Below are 351 nucleotides of genomic sequence, written 5' to 3'. Positions count from 1 at the left end.
GGCGGGGGCCGGCGCGGGACGCCGCGCGGCGCCCGCAGCCGGTCAATGACAGCGGGCCGCCGGAGCCGCCGCGCCTCGCGCTGCACGGCAGCGCGGGCTGAACCCGGCGCGCCGCTTCAGGGCAGCGCGGCGATCCGCGCGGCCAGCAGCTCGAAGAAGGCGGGCGCGTCCAGGGTTTCCAGCAGCGTGTGGTTCGCCGCGCGGCCGAGCCGGCCCCAGCGATCCACCACGGTGCGCCCGCGCGAGGGTCCCGAGCCGAGATCCACCTCGGCATGGGCGAGCCGGGCGCCCAACAGCGCGGGGGCGGGCGCCCCCGCGCCCGCGCCCGGGGGGGGCGGCGGGGGGGCCCGC

The 351-nt window shown here is 82.6% G+C and carries 1 pseudogene; it reads right to left on the bottom strand.

What is annotated here, in order from left to right:
* Positions 1–116: 116 nt before the first annotated feature.
* Positions 117–351: pseudogene (locus AC1MIR_RS25475) on the bottom strand (nucleoside hydrolase); the annotation flags it as partial.

This window comes from Falsiroseomonas sp. RANM36, from assembly GCF_056682175.1.
The sequence above is the reverse complement of the archived record's forward strand: the minus strand, read 5'-3'. Positions and strand labels throughout refer to the sequence as shown.